Here is a 24,008-nt window from a genome sequence, read left to right on the forward strand (position 1 = left end):
TGAGACTTCTGAGTCTAGGCGGGTTCAACCAAGGTTTGAGTAGGTTTGAGGTAAGGACTGAGTGTTGAAGGCTGGCAGCCTGGAATGATTGAATGTTTGCACAAAGTTTAATCAACCATCAATCCGCTTCTGGGCCAAATCTAGCGCTGTTGGGGTCGCGCTGGTGGCGATCGCTAAAATTAACAGCATTAACAGCACGAACGAGAATGGGCTGCTCAATGGGAGATTGACAATGAAGGCACCTCTGCCTAGCAACGAATCAGCACGGCTTGAAGCTCTCTCTCAGTACAACATTCTGGATACGGCTCCAGAACAAGCCTTTGATGACTTGACTCGTCTAGCAGCTCAGATCTGTGAAACTCCCATTGCCTTAGTCAGCTTGGTAGATGCAAGGCGACAATGGTTCAAATCAAAGGTGGGGTTGAGTGTTCAGGAGACTCCTAGAGACGTTGCCTTTTGTGCCCATGCTCTCCACAAACCAAAAATATTCATTATTCCAGACGCACTAGCGGATGAGCGGTTTGCCAACAACCCTCTCGTCACTTCAGCACCCCATATCCGCTTTTATGCGGGCGTCCCTTTGGTCACGCCAGAAGGCTATCCGTTAGGGACTCTTTGCGTGATTGACTATGTACCCCGTCAGCTCAGTGAGTGGCAAATTGAAGCCTTATACGCTCTAGCTCGTCAAGTCTTAACCCAACTAGAGTTGCGGCGTAATTTAGCCAGCCTTGCCCATACCGCAGTCGAGCGCAAGCAGCCGGAAAAAAAGCGATATCACCTGCGTTTTAAGATTCGCAGTGGTTTTGCCCTCGTAGCAGGCGTTTTGTTGATGACTGGGTTTGCGGCACATCGGAGTGCCACTCAGCTTCAAATAGCCAGCAATTCGGTTGAGCAAACCCATTATTTGTTAGAGAGCTTGGGAGATACTGTCGCCCAACTCAAGGAAGCTGAAGCCAACCAGCGGAGCTACTTGATCACAGGTAAAACCTATTATTTAGCCCCTTACAAAGAGGCTTTGCAGGGTATTAAGCAAGACCTAAATCAGCTCCGCAGCTTGACTCATCATGACCTCAGCCAACAGCGAAACTTTAAGGCGTTAGAGACGTTAATTTCCCGAAGGCTGATGGAGCTACAGCAAACCATTGATTTGCGTAGCCAGTACGGGCTGGAGTCCGCCGTACAGCGTGTACTGGCAGATGAAAATAAAGACAACCTTGATGATATTCAAGAGCTTACTGTAGCAATGCAGCAACAAGCCAAGCAATTGCTGCGACAACAATCACAAGCAACTGCAACCAGCACTCAACAAACGCTGGTGATGTTCTCGGTGGGGCTATTGCTGTATCTTGTGATTCTTTCAATCGTTTACTACTTGGTAGATCGAGAAGTCCGAGAGCGTCAGCAAATAGAAGAAGCTCTATGGCAAGAGCGCAATTTTGTGTCCACTATCCTAGACACCTCTGCTGCTTTAGTGATTGTGCTGGATACTCAAGGACGAATTGTGCGCTTCAATCGCACCTGTGAGCAAATCACAGGTTATTCATTTGCTGAAGTGCGAGGTCGACCTTTTTGGGATCTTTTTACCGTCCCTGAAGAGACCACAATGGTTCAGGCTGTATTTGCCGAGTTACGAGCAGGGCAGTTTCCTAACCACCATGAAAATTATTGGCTGACTAAAGAGGGCGATCGCCGTTTAATTGCTTGGTCTAATACAGTGCTCCTAGACTGTGCTGAAGTGGTGGAGTATGTCGTTGCAACTGGAATTGATGTCACAGAACGGCGCTCTACCGAGAAAGAGCTAGATCAATCTTTTTCGCTGCTACAGGCAACCCTAGAGTCAACCGCTGACGGCATCTTAGCAGTGGATACCACTGGAAAGATGGTGATTTGGAACCGCAGATTTGTCGAGCTATGGCAAGTTTCTGATGAAATTATGGCATCGCGGCAGGATCAGCAGTTTGTTGACTTTGCTCTAGGGCAACTGCAAGAACCAGAAGAGTTTCTCGCTCAAGTTCAGAAGTCCTATACAAGGCCTGAGGCGGTGAGCTGTGCTATTTTCCAGTTGAAGGATGACAGAAGTTTTGAGCGTTATTCCAAGCCGCAGAAGATTGGTGACAAGATTGTGGGAACTGTCATTAGCTATCGAGACATTACTCAGCGGCAACAAGCGAAGGCAGCACTCCATCAGCAGTTTCATCGAGCTGTATTGCTAAAACAGATTACGCAGGAGATTCGGCGGAGCTTAAATACTCAACAAATTTTTCGGACGGCGGTGTGGCAGATTGGTCAAGCATTTAGTGTCAATCGCTGCTTGATTCGGACTTATGTCACCAGTCCCTCGCCGCAAATTCCAGTCGTAGCTGAGTATTTAGAGCCTGGTTATGATTCGGTGTCTCCAATCAATGTTCCAGTTGCTAGCAATCCGTTTATCGTTTCTGTGTTAGCGCAGGACCAAGCGATCGCGGCTGATAACATCAGCATCAATTCATCCTTTCAGAGTCCGATCGCGGCCTGGGAGCAAATGGGCTTGAAGTCGCTGCTGGCTGTGCGGACTTCCTATCAAGGCGAACCCAATGGCGTCATCTCTCTGCATCAGTGTGATGCCTATCGCCATTGGACTCTAGAAGAAATTAGCTTGCTAGAAGCAGTGGCTGACCAAGTAGGCATTGCTCTAGCCCAAGCCCGCCTCCTAGAACAAGAAACTGACCAACGAGAACGCTTAACTGAGCAATACCTAGCCTTAGAAAAAGCTAAGCAGACAGCCGAGGCAGCCAACCGAGCTAAAAGTGAATTTCTGGCCACCATGAGCCACGAAATTCGGACACCGATGAATGCGGTGATTGGGATGACAGGGTTGTTATTGGATACCCCTCTCACCCTTCAGCAGCAAGACTTTGCTGAAACCATTCGTACCAGTGGCGAATCGTTACTTGCCATCATTAACGATATTCTCGACTTCTCTAAAATTGAATCGGGCAGGCTGGATCTAGAAGAGCAACCCTTTGACTTACGCACCTGTATTGAAGGTGTTCTAGATTTACTGGCCCCCAGAGCGGCTGAGAAGAATTTAGAACTAGCTTACCTAATTGAACCGAATACGCCTGTGGCGCTCGTGGGTGATGTCACTCGGCTACGGCAGATTTTGGTGAATTTGATTGGCAATGCCGTCAAGTTTACGGAAACTGGCGAAGTGACCGTAGAAGTGAAAGCACGTCAACTACTGCGTAGGTACAATGCTGAGTCTTCTGACAATACAGAATATGCCGTTAGATTCGCCATTCGCGATACGGGAGTAGGGATTCCCAGCAATCGCCTCGACCGCTTGTTTCAACCGTTTACCCAGATTGACTCTTCCACCAGCCGTCAATATGGCGGTACAGGTTTGGGTCTGGTGATTAGCCAGCGTCTGAGCGAAATGATGGGAGGCAGGATCTGGGTAGATAGTGAGGTGGGCGCTGGCTCTACTTTCTACTTCTCCGTGATTGCCCAAGTTGCGGAGGACTTATCAACCAGTTTCAATATGCGGTTGCCCAGCTTAGCCAAGAAACGGCTGCTAATCGTGGATGACAATGCTACCAGTCGGCAGAATTTAATGCTACAAGCTCAGTCTTGGGGCATGCGGGCACGAGCAGCCAGCTCCGCCACAGAGGCGTTGACTTGGTTACGTCAAGGAGAACAGTTTGATGTTGCTGTGATTGATCAGCAAATGCCCACTACAGATGGTTTAACGCTCGCTACTGCCATCCGCCAGCAACAAGATTGCTCACAGTTATTACTGATTTTATTGACGACCCTCCGACAATCTGGGATTGAAAGGCAAAGCGCAAACTTTGCGGCAGTTCTGAGCAAGCCTGTGAAACAATCCCACTTTTATGATGCCTTGAATGAAATTTTTGCCGGAGTGCCTACCCCAGCACGCTCAACGCGCTCTAGTTTCTCTCGCTTTGATGCCCAAATTGCCGAACGTCATCCTCTCAAAATTTTGCTGGCGGAAGACAATGTGGTGAACCAAAAAGTCGCTTTGCACTTGCTGCAACAGTTGGGCTACCGAGCAGATATTGCGGCTAATGGCTTAGAGGTGCTTTCGGCCTTGCGACGACAGGTTTACGACTTGGTCCTGATGGATGTGCAAATGCCAGAAATGGACGGCCTCACCGCCACTCGCCGTATTTGTCAGGAGTGGTCTCCAGACACCCGCCCCTACATCATTGCCATGACTGCCAACGCCATGCAGGGCGATCGCGAGCTTTGCAAAGCCTCTGGGATGAATGACTATGTGAGCAAGCCGATTCGACTAGATACGCTTGTGAAAGCCTTAAATAGTTGTCCCTCCAAAAGCCAAACCTTACGGAGTGGAGAAACGCGATCGCCAGAAGATGTGCTGAATCGACAGGCGTTACAAGCCTTACAAGAGTTGGTAGGCGAGAATGCCATTGAATTTTTAGTCGAAGTGATCGACACCTACTTGGAAGATGGCGCTAAAGTGCTCCAGAGCATGTGGATGGCGATTGTTCAGGAAGATTTGGATTTATTGCAGCAGGCCGCCCATAGCCTGAAAATCAGCAGCGTGACTTTAGGAGCTAAAACCCTGGCAGCCCTATGTGAAGAGCTAGGCGCGATCGCTTATCCTAACGAAATCGAATTAGCTAGAGAACTGATGCAACACATTGAAGCGGAGTATGAGCGCGTCAAGGCAGCGTTGAAGTCTGAGCGGCAACAGTATCAGGTCTAAGCTTCTGATGACACTTTTGATGACGCTTCGGCTGTCTCGGTGGCAGGTGTAGATGAGCTAAACCAGGTTTGGGTGATCCAGGTGGTGAGGATGTGAGACAGCAAGCCTAGAGGGCCCGCAAATAAACAAAGAGCGATCGAGTGAATGGTCCAAATGCCAGTACGCTGGCCTTCCCAATAAATCCAGCGACCGACAAACAAATCCATGACCAAGAAATGCACCCAACCAGTAGCGGCAGCAGATTCGACCGCAAAAAACCGAGCAATATCGGCTAGCTGAGGGTTAGACAAGGCTTCAGCTGATTCCGGCGTAATCGTGCTGACAAACAGATAGAGATACAGCGCTGCTAAGACCACAAATGGAAGTAGCGAACTCATGACGCGCCGAGTCACACTCCAGTTGGGCAGCAGAATCATCAACCCCCAGAAAGGCAGCACAAACAGATTGGCACCATCAAATAGTTGGGCAAGGGTCATGACGCAATTTCTCCAAGTAATTTATACAACGGCTCCCCTTCCGGGTTGGCTTCTGGGTTTGGGGACAAGACATCTGTAAAGACTATTGTGGCTTGCCGCGACTGAGAAGGCGATCGCGCCAGTTTTTCGCACCTATGCGTTTGGTCAATCAATTTGGGTAAATCAAACGGATGTGGGACCAGACACTCCGAATAAAGTGGGGAATTATGTTTAGTAGCCCCCAGCGTTTTGAAACTTAAAAGCACCATGACAGTGAAACTCAGTCTGCTAGCGGCGATGCGTCAGATGGTTCTGTTTGCCTTGACTCCCACGGCGATCGCCCTGAGTGTAGGCTTGCCGAGTTGGGCGAAACCTGCGATGTTGCAAGCGAGGTATGCAGATTCGCAAATTAATGTGCGTTCAGCCCCATCCACGGTCGCATCTCTAGTTTCTACAGGATGGGTTGGCGATCGCGTTGAGGTGTTGCGAGAAGCGCGGGGGCGAGATGGTGCAACTTGGAGTTATGTTCGCTTCGAGCGAACTCGCTTAGCAGGCTGGGTGCGGAGTGACTTGGTACAGATTCAGCGATCGCCATTACCAGCTCCGTCTCTCGGCAACTCGTCTGCGATCGCCGTTCGTCCTCAACCCAGCTCAGCAAACCCCACAAAGGTAACAACGCTGCGCCCCAAGAGCCTAGGGCTACCTAGCTACACCCCAGAGCAAATCAGCTATTTCTTAGAAGTGGCAATGGGTGGCGAGTTTGGTGCGTCAGCTTCTAGGGTCCGGAAATGGCAGGGTCCGGTAAAGATTAAAGTTCACGGGTCACCGACCTCAGAAGATCTACGCGCGTTGCAGGCAGTTATCCAAGATATTGAGGGGGTGACAGAGGGGCTGCAACTGCAAATGGATCAAGACAACCCCAACATGGAAATCTACTTTGTACCGGAGTCCGATTTCCGGCGGTATGAACCGAACTACCAAGCACTTAATTACGGCTTTTTCTGGACGTATTGGGACCAGCAGAATACCATTTATAATGCCAAAATTTTGATTTCGACCGTTGGGGTGAGCCAGAAGGAGCGATCGCATCTGATCCGCGAAGAACTGACCCAATCGCTCGGCTTGATGCAAGATTCTAACCGCTACCCCGACAGCATCTTTTTCCAGGGCTGGACTGACCCCACCGAATACAGCGAAATTGATAAGGCGCTGTTGCGGATGTTGTATCGCCCAGAAATTCAACCTGGGATGACGCGATCGCAGGTCGCTCAGGTGCTCAGCCAATGGCAAACAGCAAATCAGTCCTCAGCTAAAACCCAATGGCTAGGCGATCGCGCTCCCTTAGATTTCTCCCTGCCCACAGTCCCGCAGGTTGGGCGCTAAAGATCGGAAGTTAATAGATCGAAGTTAATAAATCCAAGAGCCAGAAACCCAGCCTCCATTAGCCAGTTCATACCACCCGTTGGAGGTGCGCCCAGTAATGCTAGCTCGTGAGCCATTGGACAAACTGCCAACTACACCGTAGCCAGCGCCGGGACCAGAGCGAATGTTGAGAGCGCTCCCATTGGTCGAAATCGTGACCGCACCGCTCGGCGCGCCACCGCCGCCGCCGCCGCCGCCACCGCCAGCGCTGAGGTAGTCTGCTGCTACCCAGCCACCGCCCGCAAGTTGTGCCCATGTGTAACCGTCCCCAGAGGCCCGATTGCTAGTGATACTCACTTGCCCGCCGTATCCCAAACTGCCAATTACCGCACTTCCTCGGCTAGGGGTTGAGCGGATCAGTAGCCCACTTCCGGCAGTAACTGTGTAAGTGCCAGGAGCACCGCCACCGCCACCACCGCCACCACCAGTGATGCTGCCGTTATTGATGCCTAGAGCTGCCGCTGTTGCCGCACCGACAATGCCATCAGCGCTCAGTCCTTGTTGTTGCTGAAAGCGAATGACAGCCGACTCAGTCGCAGGACCAAAAACACCATCCACGCCACCCGTGTTGTAGCCACGATTAACCAAGGCTGACTGTATAGTGCCGACGAGACTGCCACTAGAGCCACGTTTTATAACTGCCGCCATTGCATCTGAAGTGGTACTGAGAATTGCCAAGCCGATCGCGATCGCCGCCAAGCTCATCCATCCAGAATTGAGGAGCTTGAAGTTAAGCGGCTGGAAAGAAAATTGTGGCTCTGAATCAGGGTCAGCGTAGGCGACAGCGGTATGAACAAAAGCTAAAGTTTCCATGCTAGATGCATTCTCCAATAGGGCTGTTGAATGAATACGTACGGTGGCTGATGATTCCTCGATCACCACTATCTAAGCAAGGTGCTAATTATACTGAGTAATCGTAAGGAATTAAGATCCCGTATAATCACAGTCTCTCTTTAGGTTCTCAGATAATCCACCGAATATCGCCACTTAAAAGGGTAATTTAAGCTTTAGGAAATCTGGATTTAAGGGCAGGCGGGTACCAGCGTCACTAGAACCTGCAAGAAAAACTAGCGATAGAGTTGACAACAAAGCTTCACTAGATGATTCCGGATCTGTGCTAACCCCAATCTTTGCAGCTGAACAGCTTGGTGGAGAGTAGATCTACTGAGACGGAGACATGACAAAGTGTTGCCCAGTAGTCAGCTGGTGATTAGCCAAGACCGTAAATACCCCCAAAAGCTTTACCAAGCGGCACTACGGCCATTCCTATACTTAGCAGTCTCCGATCCAGTGCTGCTTCGAGTTGTTTGGCTAATACCAATTCTCTAAATTCTATTTGCAGATATTCGTAGGGGTGAATGGCCGTTCGCCCCTACAGCCAATCATTTGTAGCCCGATTTTTAGAAATTGGTATGAGTCTAAACTGTGGCTAATCGTGCAAAACTGTTGCAAAACCGCTGCGAGTCTTGCAAAACGCTTGAAAAACAGTAGTGTCAGCTTAACTTTTAGTTCACGGGAGGAGCATTGGGCCAACGGAGGTCTGTGAGTAAATCATATGGCTGAGATGCACAACCCGTGAGCAAGTAATCGTTGGGGAAAAGCTAATAGTCTAGCTCTTCTAACTTGGTAGAGGGCGTTTGAAGGTCAGCGTGTTGAAGGTACTGGTGTACATATACTTGCCGTAATCGTCCCGCGAGATGATCTCCTGGTTGACCACATGGCTCACCAGTTCCCATCCTTGCCGACCGAGTCGATTGAGAAACTCAATCACGCTAGAAACGTTATTCTGCTGTTCCCCATTGAGCTGTAGCCTTAGGGTCGAGGTAGAACCAACCCGGTTGACAAAATAGAAAACTTCGCAATACTCCCACTTCTGCATGCACACCTCACCTAACAACCACTTATCCTTAGCCCAAAAATGATGGCTATTCGTAGATGATGTTGTCAAGCATAATTACATCTCTCAGGTTGGCACCTAGCAAATCTGCTCCTGCTAAGTTAGCCCGGGTTAAGTTGGCCCCTACTAGTTCAGCGCTGCGTAGAATTGCCCCTTTTAGATTGGCATCACTCAGATTCGCTTTCTGTAAAGTCGCTCCAGTTAAATTAGCTCCGACTAAATCGGTTTCTCGCAAAACTGAGGCTCGCAGATTGATACCTTGCAGATTAGCCGCACTGAGAATGGCTCCTGTCAAATCACTTTCTGAAAAATCGGCTTGACTTAGATCTGCCCCGATCAGAATAGCCCCCACAGGCTTTGCTCGCCGGAGATTTGCTCGGTTTAGGTCAGCTCCGGTTAAGTTAGTACGGCTCAAGTTAGCACTGCTCAAATTGCTTCCTGTTAATTTAGCTAAGGCTAAATTGGTGCCAGCTAAGTTAGCGCGGCTGAGGTTAGCTCCAGTTAAATCAACCTCAATTAAATGGGCGTTTGATAAGTCAACATCGCTCCAATCTACGCCTCTGAAGTCACGTTCCCCATCGGCATATTGCTGATAAATCTGATTCACATCCATGCTAAATCCTTGATCACTCCCTGTAATTCACTACATCACAGTACTTACCAGAGTTATGACTGTGGAGATGGTTGGTCTAACAACTTCCTTCTCCACAGTCGAGCAAAATTAATCTGGTAAGCTACTAAAATTTTCCAGTGTGTAGGAATACAAAACCTCCTGGAAATGGCTTGCTTCTATAGCTATTAGTGCTGAAGTGGCCTTTGAGTGAGTATAGTAAGCAGATCAAAAGCTCCCGGTAGTCTGACTGAGCCGTTTTAGTCTGTGATGAAAATCACGTATTCTTGGTATTTAAGTCGCTTTTCTAGTACCTAAGAATTACACAATGAGTCAAGAGATGCTGAGTGCTGGAAAGCCTTAGGGATGGAGTTAACAGCAATAAAAATGAGTGCGAATGAAGTCACTTAGGGGGAGTAATTAAGTTCTATGGAGCTTTTAGAATATTTGGTAGAGCTAGAAGACCGTGTCCAGATGCTTCTGCCGTTAGTAAGCGATCGCCTGGATCATTATTGGAGCTTAGAGCAAGTCAATGAGCTACTCACAAGCGATCGCCTTACGAACTTAGACGAGCCTCAACCCGAAGAAGTTTAAGTGGCGAACTCAAAAACTCAGTATCCATAATAACCGCACTGACCAAGTGCACTAACCAAGTGCACTGGCCAAGCCAGATCGTTAAGTTAGACCATCGTTAGCCAGTACGATCGCAGGTTCTGGAATTTGAACAGTTCACCAGCAGAAGTACAGCCACTAAACAGGTTTAGCGGACTTGGTTGAGCTGAGCCAAGACATTACGGTAACCATCGGCTTGACCCAATTTGAGATAGAGATTTGCAGCTGTTTCCATATCCGCCAATGCCTGTTGACGATTGCCTTGGCTCAATTGCAGTAAGCCTCGCTGGAAATAGGCATCCGCATTGCCTGGATTAATTTGAATGGCTTGGCTGTAGTCTTCAATCGCTCCATCTGGGTCTCCAGCAGCTTTACGGTTCATACCCCGCTCGGTATAGGCAGTATCGTCACTGGCGTTCATGCTCAGCGCTTGGGTGTAGTCTTCCAGCGCTCCTTGAGCATCTCCTGCATTCGAGCGAGCCTTAGCCCGAGTCGCGTAGGCCACCGCATAGTTGGGGTTGATCTCCAGGGCTTGAGAGTAATCGCTGGTTGCCCCCTGCTGATCACCTAAAGCTGCACGAGCATCCCCTCGACCCTTATACGCTTCTGCGTAGTTGGGCTGTAGTTGAATGGCTTGATTGAAATCAGCGATCGCCACTTGAGGTTGTCCCATCGCTACCAGCGCAAAACCCCGGTTTCCGTAGGCTTCCGCGTAGCTAGAGCGCACTCGAATAGCCGCTGTGAAATCATCAACCGCCCCCGTTTGGTCACCATTCGCAGCGCGGACGAATCCCCGATTGAAATAAGCTTCCGCATAATTAGGCTGGAGCTGCACAGCACGATCGAGATCGTCTAGAGCGGCATTGCGATCGCCTAGAGCGGCCCGAATGACTGCTCGGTTCAAATAAGCTTCTGCGTAGTTAGAGTTGTGCTTCACTGCCTGGTCAAAATCTGCCAGAGCGGCTTGGCTCTCTCCTAGAGAAGAATGTACAAACCCTCGGTTGAGATAAGCAGCAGCATAGTCAGACTTGAGTGTAACCGCTTGATTAAAGTCTTCTAAGGCCGCTTGAGAGTTGCCACCTTGGTAATAAAGATTGCCCCGATTCACATAGGCCGTCGGATCATTCGGATTCAGCTCGATCGCTTGGTTGAAGTCAGCGAGTGCCCCTTCCTTATCGCCCAGCGTAGACCGAATGTAGCCACGATTCACATAAGCGGAACCATAATTCGGATTTAGCTCGATCGCCTGATCGAATTCTTTCAGAGCCGCATCGTAATTTTCTTGTTTGGCTTGCTGGGCTCCGCTGCGATAGAAATCTTGAGCCTTAGGCTGCTTGGTTTTTTCCGATTGGGCCAGTCCCACTGGGCTTAATCCACCCAAAAGAACAAGGGCTCCCAAAATTGTGATTGCTCTGTGCATGATTTTCATGGCTCCACCTCACGGTTCTATGCAGGGACGCGACTCACGAGAGGCGAATTCTAGGTAGCATAGCTCCTGAATTTCCCCTAGTTCAGTTTGCCCGTTTTCGTCAAAATTCATAAAGTTTTCCTGAAAGTTACTGATTTCAGCTCAGCTCGTCAAGGTTTGTGTAGCTAAATGGCTTCTTCTGGAACTTCATCCAAGATTTTTGAATTCAAATGATGACTCTGCCTACTAAATGGGCACTAAGTAGATAGGTATCTAGTAGCACAACCAAACGATTACGAGTCTAAGGACTAGCTCAGGTAAATCTAGGAGAAAACCGAGTGGGCATTTTTGACAAGATTAAAGGCGAGTTTGTCGATATCGTTGAGTGGCTCGATCAAAGCAACGATACGATCGCCTATCGGTTTCAGCGCCACAACAACGAAATTAAGATGGGGGCTAAGCTGACGGTACGCCCTGGGCAGAAGGCTGTATTCGTCAACGAAGGGCAAATTGCAGATACGTTTAGTCCTGGGCTTTACGAATTAACGACACAAAATTTACCTGTTCTCAGCACCCTACGCGGCTGGAAGTACGGGTTTAACTCTCCCTTCAAGGCAGAAGTTTACTTTTTCAACACTAAGATTTTTACCAATTTGAAGTGGGGCACACCCAACGCCATTACGATTCGCGATCCAGAATTAGGTCCAGTTCGTCTGCGGGCCTTTGGCAGCTACAACATCCGGGTGGCAGACCCGGCTCAACTGATTCGTCAGCTTGTAAGTACAGACGGCCTGTTTCAGGTAGATGAAGTCAGCGATCAAATCCGCAACATGATCATCACGGCCTTTGCCACCTGGTTTGGCCGAGGCAACATTGCCTTGTTTGATTTTGCTTCTCGCTATGGGGAGATGGGCGAAACCATCCGGGCTGGGATGCAGCCAGAGGTGCAGCAATTTGGGCTAGAACTCACTCAGTTACTAATTGAGAACGTCTCGCTACCCCCTGAAGTCGAGACTGCCCTAGATAAACGGGCTTCGATGGGTATTTTGGGCAACATGCAGCAATATGCTCAGTTCCAGGCGGCAAACGCGGTTGAGGCCTCAGCCAACAATCCGGGAGGCGGCAATCAAGCACTGGATTTTGGTGTGGGTTTGGCGATGGGACAGCAGCTCATCTCTAATCTTCAAGGTGGGCAAGCGGCACCGCCTGCACCTGTGGCACCTCCCGCTGCGCTTACAACACCCCCTCCACCACCTGTCCAAATTCAGTGGTTTGTTTCGCGGGGTGGTCAGAATCTGGGGCCATTTACGCCAGAGCAACTACCTCAAAATGGTTTAACGACTCAAACTCACGTATGGCGATCGGGGATGGAAAGTTGGAAGTTGGCTGCAGAAGTGCCTGAGCTAGCCACAGTTCTAGCCTCAATTCCACCTGCGCCTCCGGTGAGCTAAACGAACCCCCATGACCGCTACTCAACCCCTGATTAAACAATTTCCTTGCCCTGGTTGTGGGGCAAGTTTGCAGTTCAACCCTCAAGCAGGTCAACTGAAATGTCCTTACTGCGGTCGAGAGGAAATCATTCCTCAGAGTGCAGAGCAAGTGGTGGAGCGATCGTATGAGGAATATCTCAATACAGGTCGGACGAAAATGGCAGCGCTCTCAACGACGGCGCTGGAAGTGGTTTGTCCGGGCTGTCGGGCGCAAATTGATTTTGAGCCACCCGATGTGGCTGGGCTATGTCCCTTCTGCGCCACCAGTATTGTGGCTCAGCCCAAGTCAGCAGATCCCCTTATTACCCCAGAGGCCGTGTTGCCGTTTAGTGTGGGGCAAAAAGCCGCTCGTGAAAAAATTCACCACTGGTTAGGCAAGCTTTGGTTTGCACCCAATGGTCTGAAAAAAATGGCACAGCATGAAGGTTTGCAAGGCATGTACCTGCCTTTCTGGACCTACGATTCTTTCACGGTCAGCCATTACCAAGGGGAGCGGGGGACTTATTACTATGTGACAGAAACCTATCAAGAAACTGATTCTGAGGGCAAAACGGTTACTAAGACTCGCCAAGTGCGGCATACTCGCTGGAATTCTGTATCTGGCCGAGTCGATCGCTTCTTTGATGATGTGTTGGTAGCAGCTTCACAGTCTGCAAATATTGAGCGCCTAGAAGAGTTGGAGCCTTGGGATTTGTCTCGGTTGGCTCCTTATAATCCTTCGTTTTTGGCAGGGTTTAAGGCTCAACGGTATCAAGTCACTTTGCAAGAAGGGTTTGAAACCGCCAAAGGCAAGATGGCTCCAGTGATTCACTCGGATGTATGCTGCAATATTGGGGGAGATGAGCAGCGAGTGCATTCTGTTTCCACGGCCTATAGTGCTATCACGTTTAAGCACATTCTTTTGCCTGTGTGGCTTTCGGCTTACCGCTTCAACAATAAGCAGTATCAGGTAATGGTGAATGCCCAGACGGGAGAAGTGTTGGGCGATCGCCCTTACAGCATCTTCAAAATCACAATGGCGGTGCTTTCTGGAATTGCAATTGTTGCTGGTACCTGGTTTGGTATTGATGCTTATCAACAGCGGCAACTTCCGCAGCCTGAACCTGTCACCGCACCTTCGCTTTCCGATCCAGCAACATCTCCTGAGCTGCCAGCGACAACGCCAACTGCATCCCCGAAAATGGCTCCAGCTCAATCTACTAAGCCAGTAGATGCCAATGATCCATTTCGGCAAGCGATCAATCGAGCCACAAAAGCCTCAACTTTGGGGCAGTCAGCAGAAACTGAGGCAGATTGGTCTGCTGTGGCTAGTCAGTGGAACCAAGCCATTCTGCTCCTAGAAGAAGTGTCACCTGATAGTGCTAACTACGAAACGGCACAAACTAAGTTGCAGGAGTACCAGCGCAACTTCGACTACGCCAAGCGAAAACAGGCTGAGGCTGCGCCTTAACTTAACGCTAATAGTTGCCGTTAAGCCGTAGGCGACGGGTATAGCTTTTCCATAGGGGCACTTGGTATCCTGCGAGATTCAGGGTGGGGATTTGGAGAATCTCGGCACTGGGCGATGAGTCCGCGCTTAGAGGTCGGCGGATCACGGTGGATTCTGACAAAAAGGCTCGTCCATAGGTGTTGGCAACATCTTCAGCTTCACGGCAGCTAATCTGCAATTGACCAATGGGAATGCTATTGGCTGAATAAGACCATTGAAAAACTTGAAGCGGCTGGTTAAAAGGAAAAGTGAACCGACGTTGACATAAAGCATCGGTGACTTCATACATCTTGGCGATGTGGAGGTCATAAAGACTCAGTTCGCTATCGAAGAAAGCTTGGTCATTGCCACGATCGGGCACTGAGAGACTGGCAAAGGCGGTGCCACTGCCATCTACACCGCTAATGATGATGCTATTGATGGGGACTTCTTCTCTAGCGATCGCGGGAGCAATGCTAGCTATAACGATGGCTAGCATTGCCAAGGTGCCAGTGAATGAAATTGCTAATTTGGGGAGCATAGTCGTTCTCCTAAAACAGGAGCAGTAATCTGAGAAGCTGATAGATCTCGACTTCTATTGCGGCTTCTAGTTCTATCTTGACTGCAAAGACTACCTGCAACCAGGATGGCAAACGAGCTAGGATCACCAAGTTGCGATCGCGGCAGGCGAATTATGCGGAAGCGGCAATGGATTTTGGTTGCGCTCTTTTTGTTGACAGTGCTGCTGGGGATAGTGGCAGGGCAAAACTGGCTTGGGCGATCGCCTGCTTATCTAGCTGTGAATCACTTCCGCAAGGATACAGCCCTATCTGAGCAGTTGTCCCAATTTTCACCGTCAGCGCCCGCCTCCAGCGCCGCTCCTTCAATTTCCCAAGTTAATGCTCCTACGGTCGATTCCAAGCGGCTGTTTGCCCATGTACAGGCTTTGGCCTTTGAGCGGCACAGTGAGAGCGATCGCCTGCAAGCGAGAGAATATATTCTGAAAGCTTTGGAGCAAGCAGGCTGGCAACCTTACCTGCAAGTGTTTAGTAGTGGGGTGAATGTGGTGGCTGAGCGAGCGGGGACTGACCCACAAGCAGGCAGCATTCTCGTGGCCGCTCACTTTGATACGGTGGTAGGGTCTCCCGGAGCGGATGATAATGCGACCGGAGTCGCAACCACGCTGGAGGTAGCTCAGTTACTAGGTTCGCACTCGACTCCCCGCACCTTAAGAGTTACTTTTTTTGACCAAGAAGAGCGGGGTTTGCTAGGTAGCTTTGCCTTTACCTCCGATGCCAACCTGCCACAAGATTTGCAAGGCGTGATTATCCCGGAAATGCTGGGATATGCCTGCTACAAGTCAGGATGTCAAAAGTATCCAGTTGGTTTACCTTTCCAACCGGAGACGAGCCAAGGAGATTTTTTAGCAGCGATCGGCGATCAAGAACATCTACCACTCCTAGAAGCTTTCCATCAGCCTGCAAAACCTGGACAACCCGCGGTGATTACTTTGCCGATTCCACTGCGAGGTTTGTTGACTCCAGACTTGCTCCGCAGCGATCACGCTCCGTTTTGGCAAAAAGGGATTGGTGCAGTAGTAATTACAGATACAGCAAATTTCCGCACGCCTCACTACCATCAGCCCAGTGATACCCCAGACAAGATTGACCAGAAATTTTTTGCGGGGTCTGCTCAGGTTGTGGTTAATGCAGTGAGTGCCCTGCTGGAAGGACGTCACGGCTTAGCCACCTCAAGCAACTCGTAGCACTACACAATCTCTGTTACAACGGCGACAGTGATCTGGCCTTTGAAGATCTGCCTTCTGCGAGATGTGAGGGGTATTTTCTCCTGCCAAGGTTAAGTCTAAAGCTACGCCAAGGACTCTATGAAAGCATTACTGCTCTATCCTCGGTTTCCTCAGTCTTTTTGGTCGTACGATCGCTTTATGGAAATAGCTGGACTCAAAGCGGCTATTCCCCCCTTAGGAATTATTACAGTTGCAGCGCTTTTACCTCAAGATTGGGATATTCGGTTTTACGATCGCAACGTCAAAGTTGAAACCGAGGCGGACTGGGAATGGTGTGACATAGTTATTCTCTCCGCCATGCTGGTGCAAAAACCAGACTTCCACGCCCTGATTCAAAAAGCAGTGCAATTGGGCAAGAAAGTAGCTGTGGGCGGGCCTTACCCTACATCAGTGCCACAAGATGCCCTAGACTCCGGAGCACATTATCTGATCCTGGATGAAGGAGAGATGACGGTGCCGCAGTTTTTGACGGCGATCGCCCAGGGAGAATCTCAAGGCATCTTTCGTTCTCTCGAAAAACCAGATGTTAGCTTAAGCCCGCCGCCCCGCTTTGATTTGCTGCAACTGGATGCCTATTTCATGATGGCGATCCAGTTTTCGCGGGGGTGCCCCTTCAATTGCGAGTTTTGTGACATCATCACACTCTACGGTCGTAAACCCCGCACCAAAGAACCGCAGCAAGCTTTAGCGGAGTTGCAAGCGCTGTACGACTTAGGCTGGCGAGGTTCGCTTTTTATTGTGGATGACAACTTTATTGGCAATCAGCGCAATGTCAAACGCTTTTTACGAGAGTTGATTCCCTGGATGCAGGAACACAACTATCCTTTCACCTTTATGACTGAAGCGTCCGTCAATCTGGCAGAAGATGACGAGCTGCTACAGATGATGGGAGAAGCAGGTTTCTACGCAGTCTTCCTCGGCATTGAAACGCCGGATCAAGACAGTCTCCAGGTAACGCGCAAGATGCAGAATACTCGTAACCCGCTGATCGAGGCTTGCCGCAAAATCAATGACGCAGGGATGCTAATCTACGCTGGCTTTATCCTGGGCTTTGACGGAGAGCGCACAGGTGCAGGAGAGCGAATTCAAGCCTTTGTAGAACAAACCAATATCCCTCAACCCATGCTGGGGATTCTGCAAGCTCTGCCCAACACGGCTTTATGGAATCGGCTGCAACAAGAGCAACGTTTGGTCGCAGGTACAGGCGTGACGGATGTCGGCGACCAGAATACTTTAATGAATTTCGTTCCCACTCGACCAATCGCCGAGATTGCCAAAGAGTATGTAGAGGGTTTTTGGACCTTGTATGAACCGACTAACTACTTGAGGCGGTCTTTTCAGCAATGCCTCAACATTACGCCTCCCTCAGGCCGCAAGCAGATGATGCAGTTTACGCCGGGTAGAGGATTACGGCTGGTAAGTCAGTTAATCTGGCACCAAGGAATACGACGACCAGAAATTCGCGGACAGTTTTGGCGACAGTTATGGGCGATCGCACGAAACAAGCCCCAAACTCTGGCAATGTATCTGGGCTTATGCGCCGCTGGGGAGCATTTTTGGGAATATCGGGCTTTAGCGAGACAACGCATTACTGAGCAGTTGGGCTACGACCCCACGATCACTCCTGTGGTACCGGAAGCCCAACCTACTTTGGTCAGGCTATGATGCGTTTGCTAAAAGCCTTCCCTTAGGCATGAACGCTGCCATCGGGCATGCGGGTGCTAGCCAATCCTGTGCCTTTTAGAGTTGTACCTGCGATCGCGGCTCCCCGTAAGTCTGCTGATTCTAGGTACGCTCCATCTAGGTCGGCCCCCTCTAGTTGGGCTTCCTGTAAATCTGCACCACTCAGGTCTGCCCCCCTAAGATCGGCTCCCCGGAGGTCTGTCTTACTTAAGTTAGCGCCCTTCAAGTCAGCTCCTCCCAGCTTGACTCCCCGCAGGTCAGCACCGCTTAAATTGGCTTTGGTTAAATCGGCTCCGCTGAGGTCAGCCCCAACCATTTCGGCGCTAATCAGGCAGACCTCGATCATTTCCGCATCGGCCAAGCAAGCCTGATTCAGTTTTGCTTGCTCCAAGTGGGCATTGGTCAAATCCACGCCTCGTAAGTCTGCGCCAACCAAGTGCGCTCCAGTTAAATGCGCCCCAACCAACTTGGCATTTGTTAAGCACACATGCACTAGGTTAACTCTGCTAAAGTTGCGTTCTCCTGCTGCATATTGTTGCAAAAATTCTTGAGTATCCATCTTGTTTATTCCCAGTTTTTATTATTGGATTGAATGCTGAATTGAATCCAAGCCATAGCAGCTTAATTCAATGACAATTTTTTACTCAAACTAATACGAATAATCAGCATTTAACTAGAGCTACAGTTTTATTGATTTTTAAGTAATTCCTCAAATGCCAAGTGCTTCAGCACCTGAATATCTCGATTTCAGAAGGTCTATTTTAATCTCTACAACACCGCAAGATAGACGGCTTACATTGAATCCATGTTGTAGGAAATCCCTAGATCAGATTGTGTAGAAATTCAGATTTAGAGATGCTGATAGAGTTAATTAGATAGTAAAAAATAGTCTTCACTACCTTCACCCTAGCATGGAATATTGAATTAAGCTTTTAGGATTTTCAGCAACTCTTCTCCTAGAACAGCTCCCGCTTAGGTAAAGTCATGACTCAAAAACCAACAGTCGATCGCCAACGCGAACACCAAGCCAATGAGCGGACTTTTCTGGCTTGGCTACGAACCTCGATCGCGCTGATTGGCTTTGGCTTTGCGATCGCTCGTTTCGGGCTATTTTTGCAGCAACTGCAAATCACTTTGACGCAACAGAGCACGCGAGTGCATCCGTTTTTGAACTCGTCAAACTTAGGATTGAGTTTGGTAATTCTGGGAATTGCCACCATCTTGATCGCGGGTTGGCACTACAACCAGGTGTTTTGGCAAATCGAGCGAGGAGATTATCGTCCCAGTCGATGGCTGGTTTGGGTGATGACGATTGCTGTGGCTGTTTTAGGGTCGCTTAGCATTCCTTTGGTTCTGTGGAGAAATTTCAATACGCCTGTTCCTCCCCACAACAGCGATCGCCCGAATCTCACTAAACCTATAGAATGAGCGGAAGGGAACAACTGCTAGGGACTGATGGCTCGCACTCCTACGCTCTCATTTGATCGGGGTACATTGATTCTGCATCCACCACCGAAAGGTAAAGCGTGGATTGAGTTTGCCACCTGGGACGACCGGGTAGAACGCTTCCGAATTCCTGCAATTCACTACCGCGAATTGGTAGAAGCGCTGCAATCCGACGGCACCGCCTTTGAAGATCAAGCCCGCATTTTTGCGCCATTGCCTTTGGTGGCGAGTGTGGAGATGCAACCCTATCCTCACCAAAGCGAGGCGCTAGCGGCCTGGATCGAGGCGGGGCGGCAAGGTGTGGTGGTGTTGCCCACGGCGGCTGGGAAGACGTACTTGGCGCAGATGGCGATGCAAGCCACACCTCGCCATACGTTGATTGTGGTGCCCACTTTAGATTTGATGCATCAGTGGTACGCCCACCTGATGGCTGCCTTCCCAGATGTAGAGATTGGTTTGCTAGGGGGAGGCTCCCGCGATCGCACCCCCATCCTTGTCTCGACTTACGACAGCGCTGCGATCAACGCAGAATCCTTGGGCAACCAATATGCGCTGCTAATTTTTGATGAATGCCATCACTTACCCAGCGACTTCAATCGCGTCATTGCCGAGTTTGCGATCGCTCCTTACCGTTTAGGTCTCACTGCCACACCAGAACGCGCCGATGGTAGACATGCGGACCTAGAAACTCTGGTTGGTCCGGAAGTTTACCGCCGCACACCTGAGGAGCTGTCGGGAACTGCACTGGCGAATCATGAAGTGGTGCAGATTAAGGTAAAACTCTCGGCCCAAGAGCGCGATCGCTACGATGAGTTGATCAAAACTCGCAATCAGTTTTTGCAAGATGTAAATATCCGCCTGGGGAGTATGCAGGGGTGGCAGCGGTTTGTGCAGGCGAGTGCCCGATCGCAGGCAGGGCGGAGAGCCATGTTAGCCCATCGAGAGTCGAAGGAGATCGCCTTAGGCACAGAAGGAAAACTGCGAGTCTTGGCAGATCTGTTATCGCAGCACTATCCAGAACGTATCCTGATCTTCACTAACGACAATGCTACGGTTTATCGGATCTCGCAAAATTTCTTGATTCCAGCGTTGACCCACCAAACCCCAGTCAAAGAACGCCACGAAATTCTAGACCGCTTTCGCAACGGCACTTACAAAACTCTGGTGACATCTCACGTACTCAACGAAGGGGTTGATGTACCAGAAGCCAGTGTCGCGATAATTCTCTCTGGTACTGGCTCACAGCGAGAATTTATTCAGCGCTTAGGACGTGTACTCCGACGCAGCAAAGAAGGCGAGAAATTAGCCATGCTGTATGAAGTGGTGGCAGAGCAGACCAGCGAAGAAAACACCTCCGATCGCCGTCGTTCTACTACTGCCCCGACTACTGCCAAATTCAAGCCCAAACCTGCACAGCAACCCCGACAATTAGAAATTGTCCCCTCGAATCCTACCTCTAGCCCTTACGAGATAAGCGCCCATGTTACCCACCGAGCTGCTGATTCACCGATACAGTGGGGAGGAGATCATCCCGAAACGCCTGAAACTTGAGGCGACAAATGTAGCGATCGCTTCTGAGCTGATCTCTCTGTTCCGAGATGTTGTGGGGCAGACGCAGGGAGAACTGAATCGGCAACTGCAAGAGTTAGAAGGAGACACCCCCGATTACCGGATGAAGCGGGGTTTGGCGCATTTGCTCAAGAGTGCTATGTGTACGTTTGAGATCATCAGCCCTCTAGAGCCGCAGCAGTTGCGAGAACGAGTTTTTGCCTTTGCTGCGAATACGCTGCCTAGTCCGCAGGCGACTCCTCAAACATTGGATCGGTTGGCAGATTCGTTGAGCAAAGAACTAGAGCGAGAAGTTTTCCCAGACCAAATCCGCGCTGGCTTGTATGCCGACTTGGCAGAGAACCGCATCCTCACCCAATTTGAAGAACCTACGCCAGAAGCGTTGCTGCATCGCTACAACTTGTCGCAAGTGCAAGGTGTATTCTACAAAGCCAGCCATATTATCTTGAATGTACATCGCAACGATCCGGGTGAATACAAGCTGCTGTTCCGTTACCTGAAGCTGTTTCAACTGATGACCTACATTGAAGGTGATGCGGATCATGGCTTTACGATCACGATTGATGGGCCTGCTAGTTTGTTCAAAGTCAGCACCCGCTACGGCTTGGATATCGCTAAACTGATTCCGGCGATGCTGCATGTGACGAAGTGGAACCTGAAAGCCACTTTGCAAACCCGTGACTTTTACACGAATGAACCCAAATTGCGCCACTTCAGCCTCAAAGACGATTGCGGATTGGTGACTCATTATCCTCCCGGCAAGCCCTACGACAGCATGTTAGAAGCTTCCTTTGCCGATCGCTGGGATTCCCTGAAATCTGAGTGGAAATTGGAACGAGAAGTAGATCTAATTCCGATTCCGGGCAGTGTCATGATTCCCGACTTTCGCCTTGTACATCCCGATGGTCGGACGTTTCTGCTCGAAATTGTGGGTTACTGGCGACCGGAATATCTCCGCAAGAAATTTTCCCAGGTGCGCCAATCGGGTTGCGACAACTTAATTTTGGCCATTTCCGAGCGCTTAAACCTCGAAAAAGCAGGCGTAAAGGTACAAGATACTCCTGCAAAAATTATTTGGTTTAAGGATAAATTGGCTCCAAAAGCCGTGTTGGCGGCGATCGCTGACTCCAACTAAACCAAAGCGATCGCTAATCGAGGCTGATGAGTAAATTTGCTGAAACATAAAATCAATTGCCTCGTCAACTTGGGTATCGGGGTCATCAACTAAGTTGACCCGACTGAACGACGCAATCTCTAGCACGTTCGTTAAGCCGAATCCGAAAACTCTGGCGAGAGGTTTGAATCCAAAAGCTCTACCGGGTTTAAGCGATCGGCAATTTGTAGAGTTGGCATAGTCAGGAGGGATGTAAGAGATGCACCGCTTACTCAGCGCCATTTCTTTAGTGGTATTGCTACAAGGCTTGCAATTGGTAGTGCAAGCGCAATCTGTACCTGAGACGCCACCCTTGGGTGAACCTGTAGAAGTGATCGCCCCTGTCGCTGATCCAATCGCAGCGGTGGTTGCGGCTGGCTTGATGACAAAAGATAGTAACGGGGATTTTCGTGGAACTGATTTGCTCAGTCGCGCCGAGTTGGCTTCTATCTTAGTCAAAACGTTTCAGTTGAATCAGCGAGCAGCGGCTAAGCAAGGTGAGCCAGTGCCCGTAGATGATGTATCGCCTAACTACTGGGGCTATAAAGACATCCAAACGGTGCTGAAAACAAAGACCATGACAGGCTATCGCGGTCGTTTGTTCTATCCCAACCAGAAAATAACTAGAGCCGAAGCCCTGGCAATTTTTGCTCAAGCCTATGGCGTGTATCAGTTCCCAGATGCGACCGTAGAAGCGATTTTGGCTCGCTATCCTGACTCCCAAAACATTCCTGCGTGGGCACGTAAGGCAATGGCAACGGCGCTGAATGAAGGCTTTGTCAATGTGGAAAGGAACCGCATTAATCCGCTCCAGCCAATCACGCGAGGTGACTTGGCTTATGCCTTGAGCCAATATTTAGCACGGCAAACGAGACCTGATTCTACGCCTGCTCAGGAAACTTCAACTCCTCAATAATCAAGTCGCGATCAGGCTGAATAGAGCTGCCGCAGCTTTTTCGGAATCCGCTCAATCTTGCTAACCCCAAGTAGGGTGGTAATCGAAGAGCCACTTGAATTGTAAATCTCCCAACCAAGTCGGAGTCAGCTGATAAATCCAGTTGCGCATGAAACAACCCACTGCGGACTCAGTTTGCCCCAGTTGGCTGACTTGCCGCGAGGAGGTGAATACCTGAGCAACTCGGTGGCTGCGGCTAGCTTCAAATTCTCGTAGTAAGGATACTATCTGGGTGCGATCGCCTGCTTGCTTTAACTGCTTAGCCAGCTCGAAAGCATCTTCGATGGCCATACAACCTCCTTGGCCTAAGCTAGGCTGTACGGGATGGGCGGCATCGCCGATTAAAGTCACTCGGCCTTTTCCCCACTGCTGACCCAACGGTTCGCGATCGAAAATATCATCCCGATAAATTGGATACTCACCCAGACTATTCACAATCGTAGGGACTGGCTCAGCATAGTTGGAAGCCAGCGATCGCAACATGAGCAAAGCACCGCCTTGGCTAGCGTCCTCACCCCCCATTGCGGTGTTTTGGAAGGCATAGAACGAAAAGCGCCCGTCGCCAACATCGAAGTAGCCGAAGCGATTGCCTTTACCCCAAAATTCCAACCAACTGTATTCTGGGTCCAACGGCAGCCCAACACCAGAAAAATAACCTCGCCAGCAAGTGGTACCGCTATAAACTGGCGGTGTCAGACGCTCACAATTCTCTAGACTAGCTCTTACCCTGGAATACAGTCCATCTGCTCCCACCAGGATATCTCCTTCGGTGCTGCTGCCATCTTGAAAGGAGACTCGCACGCGATCGCCCAAGTCCTCAAATTTCTCAAAAGCGACTTCTGTATGTACCTTATCTGGGGGGAGAGCTTGATAGAGAATCTGCTGAAGCTCCGGTCGTAATAAACAAATCCCTAAATTCTCTTCTTGAATAAACTCTGGAGCATTGATGTATAAGGGGCGACCCTTCTGATTAAAAAATCCTCCTTTGCCAATTTTGCCACCCTTTTCATAAAGAGCGTTGTAAAGCTTACCTGCGCATAACAGTTGGTAGATGCGGATGGCATTGCGCTGAATAAAGATACCGCCTGGCCCAGAGAGCATGGCATCCAGCGATCGCTTTTCATATAGTTCAACATCAATTCCGACATCTAGAAAAGCCCGGGCCAGCGTGAGGCCACCGATACCACCGCCGATGACAATTGCTTTTTTGATAGAAGGTTGAGTCGGAATATGGTTTTGTTGCATAGCTAAATGCACGGAGGAAACTTAAGCTACAAAAATGACAATGGCAATTTACTCAC

20 protein-coding genes are annotated in these 24,008 nt (G+C 49.8%); 11 read left to right on the top strand and 9 right to left on the bottom strand.

Features of this window, described 5'->3' with window-relative positions; translation table 11 throughout:
• The first annotated feature begins 232 nt into the window (after window positions 1–232).
• Window positions 233–4,732 carry a response regulator gene (locus H6F90_RS07160; protein WP_190551464.1) on the top strand — a complete coding sequence of 1,500 codons (4,500 nt, stop codon included), beginning with the start codon at window positions 233–235 and terminating at the stop codon, window positions 4,730–4,732.
• On the opposite strand, the gene H6F90_RS07165 is transcribed toward H6F90_RS07160, so the two are convergent.
• Together H6F90_RS07165 and H6F90_RS07170 are read right to left on the bottom strand one after the other, a co-directional pair.
• Window positions 4,729–5,208, bottom strand: coding sequence for an ABA4-like family protein (locus tag H6F90_RS07165; protein WP_190551466.1), 480 nt, complete (start codon window positions 5,206–5,208; stop codon window positions 4,729–4,731). The genes H6F90_RS07160 and H6F90_RS07165 overlap by 4 nt on opposite strands.
• A complete protein-coding gene (locus H6F90_RS07170) occupies window positions 5,205–5,456 on the bottom strand; it encodes a hypothetical protein (RefSeq protein WP_190551468.1) in 252 nt (83 codons plus the stop codon). The genes H6F90_RS07165 and H6F90_RS07170 overlap by 4 nt, the downstream gene beginning before the upstream one ends.
• Between H6F90_RS07170 and H6F90_RS07175 the strand changes: the two genes are divergently transcribed.
• Window positions 5,455–6,570: a DUF2927 domain-containing protein gene (locus H6F90_RS07175; RefSeq protein ID WP_199295766.1), complete on the top strand. Its 1,116-nt coding sequence runs from the start codon at window positions 5,455–5,457 to the stop codon at window positions 6,568–6,570. The genes H6F90_RS07170 and H6F90_RS07175 overlap by 2 nt on opposite strands.
• A gap of 24 nt (window positions 6,571–6,594) precedes the next feature.
• Here the strand turns inward: H6F90_RS07175 and H6F90_RS07180 are convergent, their stop codons facing one another.
• The 3 genes from H6F90_RS07180 to H6F90_RS07190 form a co-directional block, all read right to left on the bottom strand.
• On the bottom strand, window positions 6,595–7,422 hold the full coding sequence (locus H6F90_RS07180) for a peptidoglycan-binding protein (protein WP_190551470.1): 828 nt from the start codon (window positions 7,420–7,422) through the stop codon (window positions 6,595–6,597).
• 805 nt (window positions 7,423–8,227) lie between these two features.
• Window positions 8,228–8,488, bottom strand: a complete 261-nt coding sequence (locus tag H6F90_RS07185; protein ID WP_190436816.1) for a DUF4177 domain-containing protein — start codon at window positions 8,486–8,488, stop codon at window positions 8,228–8,230.
• A 46-nt stretch (window positions 8,489–8,534) separates the two neighbouring features.
• Window positions 8,535–9,119: a pentapeptide repeat-containing protein gene (locus H6F90_RS07190; RefSeq protein WP_190551472.1), complete on the bottom strand. Its 585-nt coding sequence runs from the start codon at window positions 9,117–9,119 to the stop codon at window positions 8,535–8,537.
• A gap of 426 nt (window positions 9,120–9,545) precedes the next feature.
• Between H6F90_RS07190 and H6F90_RS07195 the strand changes: the two genes are divergently transcribed.
• Window positions 9,546–9,710 (top strand): hypothetical protein, encoded by a 165-nt coding sequence (locus tag H6F90_RS07195; RefSeq protein WP_190436813.1) that lies wholly within the window; start codon window positions 9,546–9,548, stop codon window positions 9,708–9,710.
• A 166-nt stretch (window positions 9,711–9,876) separates the two neighbouring features.
• Here the strand turns inward: H6F90_RS07195 and H6F90_RS07200 are convergent, their stop codons facing one another.
• The gene (locus H6F90_RS07200; protein WP_190436811.1) at window positions 9,877–11,157 is read right to left on the bottom strand and encodes a tetratricopeptide repeat protein; all 1,281 of its coding nucleotides are present in this window, start codon (window positions 11,155–11,157) and stop codon (window positions 9,877–9,879) included.
• 317 nt (window positions 11,158–11,474) lie between these two features.
• Here H6F90_RS07200 and H6F90_RS31445 point away from each other — a divergent pair, with 317 nt between their 5' ends.
• A complete protein-coding gene (locus tag H6F90_RS31445) occupies window positions 11,475–12,587 on the top strand; it encodes an SPFH domain-containing protein (RefSeq protein WP_190436808.1) in 1,113 nt (370 codons plus the stop codon).
• A gap of 10 nt (window positions 12,588–12,597) precedes the next feature.
• Window positions 12,598–14,076 carry a hypothetical protein gene (locus tag H6F90_RS07210; RefSeq protein WP_190551474.1) on the top strand — a complete coding sequence of 493 codons (1,479 nt, stop codon included), beginning with the start codon at window positions 12,598–12,600 and terminating at the stop codon, window positions 14,074–14,076.
• A 7-nt stretch (window positions 14,077–14,083) separates the two neighbouring features.
• Here the strand turns inward: H6F90_RS07210 and H6F90_RS07215 are convergent, their stop codons facing one another.
• Window positions 14,084–14,635, bottom strand: a complete 552-nt coding sequence (locus H6F90_RS07215; protein ID WP_190551475.1) for a hypothetical protein — start codon at window positions 14,633–14,635, stop codon at window positions 14,084–14,086.
• Between the two features lie 105 nt (window positions 14,636–14,740).
• On the opposite strand from H6F90_RS07215, the gene H6F90_RS07220 reads away from it, so the two are divergent.
• Complete coding sequence (locus H6F90_RS07220) at window positions 14,741–15,859, top strand: M28 family peptidase (RefSeq protein WP_199295767.1); 1,119 nt, start codon at window positions 14,741–14,743, stop codon at window positions 15,857–15,859.
• Between the two features lie 120 nt (window positions 15,860–15,979).
• Window positions 15,980–17,566 carry a B12-binding domain-containing radical SAM protein gene (locus H6F90_RS07225; protein WP_190436801.1) on the top strand — a complete coding sequence of 529 codons (1,587 nt, stop codon included), beginning with the start codon at window positions 15,980–15,982 and terminating at the stop codon, window positions 17,564–17,566.
• 22 nt (window positions 17,567–17,588) lie between these two features.
• Here the strand turns inward: H6F90_RS07225 and H6F90_RS07230 are convergent, their stop codons facing one another.
• On the bottom strand, window positions 17,589–18,143 hold the full coding sequence (locus tag H6F90_RS07230) for a pentapeptide repeat-containing protein (protein ID WP_190436798.1): 555 nt from the start codon (window positions 18,141–18,143) through the stop codon (window positions 17,589–17,591).
• A 425-nt stretch (window positions 18,144–18,568) separates the two neighbouring features.
• On the opposite strand from H6F90_RS07230, the gene H6F90_RS07235 reads away from it, so the two are divergent.
• From H6F90_RS07235 to H6F90_RS07250, 4 genes are all read left to right on the top strand, one after another.
• Window positions 18,569–19,012, top strand: coding sequence for a YidH family protein (locus H6F90_RS07235; protein ID WP_190551476.1), 444 nt, complete (start codon window positions 18,569–18,571; stop codon window positions 19,010–19,012).
• 27 nt (window positions 19,013–19,039) lie between these two features.
• A complete protein-coding gene (locus tag H6F90_RS07240; protein WP_190551477.1) occupies window positions 19,040–20,581 on the top strand; it encodes a DEAD/DEAH box helicase in 1,542 nt (513 codons plus the stop codon).
• On the top strand, window positions 20,511–21,734 hold the full coding sequence (locus H6F90_RS07245; protein WP_190551479.1) for a DUF790 family protein: 1,224 nt from the start codon (window positions 20,511–20,513) through the stop codon (window positions 21,732–21,734). Before H6F90_RS07240 ends, H6F90_RS07245 begins: the two co-directional genes overlap by 71 nt.
• Window positions 21,735–21,972: 238 nt before the next feature.
• The gene (locus tag H6F90_RS07250) at window positions 21,973–22,668 is read left to right on the top strand and encodes an S-layer homology domain-containing protein (protein ID WP_190551481.1); all 696 of its coding nucleotides are present in this window, start codon (window positions 21,973–21,975) and stop codon (window positions 22,666–22,668) included.
• A 60-nt stretch (window positions 22,669–22,728) separates the two neighbouring features.
• Here H6F90_RS07250 and H6F90_RS07255 read toward each other — a convergent pair whose 3' ends face one another.
• On the bottom strand, window positions 22,729–23,952 hold the full coding sequence (locus tag H6F90_RS07255) for an FAD-dependent monooxygenase (RefSeq protein ID WP_190551483.1): 1,224 nt from the start codon (window positions 23,950–23,952) through the stop codon (window positions 22,729–22,731).
• Window positions 23,953–24,008 lie beyond the last annotated feature (56 nt).

This window comes from Trichocoleus sp. FACHB-591, from assembly GCF_014695845.1.
Taxonomy (GTDB): Bacteria; Cyanobacteriota; Cyanobacteriia; order FACHB-46; family FACHB-46; genus Trichocoleus.

What these genes read in the sequence shown, in the direction of transcription:
- H6F90_RS07195 (WP_190436813.1), top strand. Translation starts at nt 9,546, where the DNA reads ATGGAGCTTTTAGAATATTTGGTAGAGCTAGAAGACCGTGTCCAGATG.
- H6F90_RS07245 (WP_190551479.1), top strand. Translation starts at nt 20,511, where the DNA reads ATGTTACCCACCGAGCTGCTGATTCACCGATACAGTGGGGAGGAGATC.
- H6F90_RS07200 (WP_190436811.1), bottom strand. Translation starts at nt 11,157, where the DNA reads ATGAAAATCATGCACAGAGCAATCACAATTTTGGGAGCCCTTGTTCTT.
- H6F90_RS07210 (WP_190551474.1), top strand. Translation starts at nt 12,598, where the DNA reads ATGACCGCTACTCAACCCCTGATTAAACAATTTCCTTGCCCTGGTTGT.
- H6F90_RS07185 (WP_190436816.1), bottom strand. Translation starts at nt 8,488, where the DNA reads ATGCAGAAGTGGGAGTATTGCGAAGTTTTCTATTTTGTCAACCGGGTT.
- H6F90_RS07215 (WP_190551475.1), bottom strand. Translation starts at nt 14,635, where the DNA reads ATGCTCCCCAAATTAGCAATTTCATTCACTGGCACCTTGGCAATGCTA.
- H6F90_RS07160 (WP_190551464.1), top strand. Translation starts at nt 233, where the DNA reads ATGAAGGCACCTCTGCCTAGCAACGAATCAGCACGGCTTGAAGCTCTC.
- H6F90_RS07225 (WP_190436801.1), top strand. Translation starts at nt 15,980, where the DNA reads ATGAAAGCATTACTGCTCTATCCTCGGTTTCCTCAGTCTTTTTGGTCG.
- H6F90_RS07170 (WP_190551468.1), bottom strand. Translation starts at nt 5,456, where the DNA reads ATGGTGCTTTTAAGTTTCAAAACGCTGGGGGCTACTAAACATAATTCC.
- H6F90_RS07180 (WP_190551470.1), bottom strand. Translation starts at nt 7,422, where the DNA reads ATGGAAACTTTAGCTTTTGTTCATACCGCTGTCGCCTACGCTGACCCT.
- H6F90_RS07175 (WP_199295766.1), top strand. Translation starts at nt 5,455, where the DNA reads ATGACAGTGAAACTCAGTCTGCTAGCGGCGATGCGTCAGATGGTTCTG.
- H6F90_RS07190 (WP_190551472.1), bottom strand. Translation starts at nt 9,119, where the DNA reads ATGGATGTGAATCAGATTTATCAGCAATATGCCGATGGGGAACGTGAC.
- H6F90_RS07255 (WP_190551483.1), bottom strand. Translation starts at nt 23,952, where the DNA reads ATGCAACAAAACCATATTCCGACTCAACCTTCTATCAAAAAAGCAATT.
- H6F90_RS07250 (WP_190551481.1), top strand. Translation starts at nt 21,973, where the DNA reads ATGCACCGCTTACTCAGCGCCATTTCTTTAGTGGTATTGCTACAAGGC.
- H6F90_RS07165 (WP_190551466.1), bottom strand. Translation starts at nt 5,208, where the DNA reads ATGACCCTTGCCCAACTATTTGATGGTGCCAATCTGTTTGTGCTGCCT.
- H6F90_RS07235 (WP_190551476.1), top strand. Translation starts at nt 18,569, where the DNA reads ATGACTCAAAAACCAACAGTCGATCGCCAACGCGAACACCAAGCCAAT.
- H6F90_RS07230 (WP_190436798.1), bottom strand. Translation starts at nt 18,143, where the DNA reads ATGGATACTCAAGAATTTTTGCAACAATATGCAGCAGGAGAACGCAAC.
- H6F90_RS07240 (WP_190551477.1), top strand. Translation starts at nt 19,040, where the DNA reads ATGGCTCGCACTCCTACGCTCTCATTTGATCGGGGTACATTGATTCTG.
- H6F90_RS07220 (WP_199295767.1), top strand. Translation starts at nt 14,741, where the DNA reads ATGGCAAACGAGCTAGGATCACCAAGTTGCGATCGCGGCAGGCGAATT.